This is a genomic window from Klebsiella sp. K47, from assembly GCF_051858335.1.
Lineage (GTDB): Bacteria > Pseudomonadota > Gammaproteobacteria > Enterobacterales > Enterobacteriaceae > Klebsiella > Klebsiella pneumoniae.
The window spans coordinates 1-228 of sequence record NZ_JBPYUI010000360.1 but is presented as its reverse complement, the minus strand read 5'-3'; the positions used below and the strand labels follow the sequence as shown (position 1 = coordinate 228).

Below are 228 nucleotides of genomic sequence, written 5' to 3'. Positions count from 1 at the left end.
ATGAATCATGGGATGCAATCATCGATGCGACGGTGCGACGTTGTCGTCCAATTGTACTGACGGCATTGGCAGCTGTTCTGGCGATGATCCCATTGTCTAGAAGTATTTTCTTTGGACCTATGGCCGTTGCGATCATGGGCGGACTAATTGTGGCGACGCTATTAACCCTGTTCTTTTTACCTGCCTTGTACGCGCAGTGGTTTAAAGTAAAAAAAATTAGCCATAAGC

Annotated in this window: 1 protein-coding gene; it reads left to right on the top strand. The window is 46.5% G+C overall.

Annotation, left to right across the window (positions count from 1 at the left end; genetic code table 11):
• Window positions 1-228: efflux RND transporter permease subunit (locus RRF55_RS28380; RefSeq protein ID WP_439419353.1), on the top strand; the 228-nt coding region annotated here is incomplete at both ends.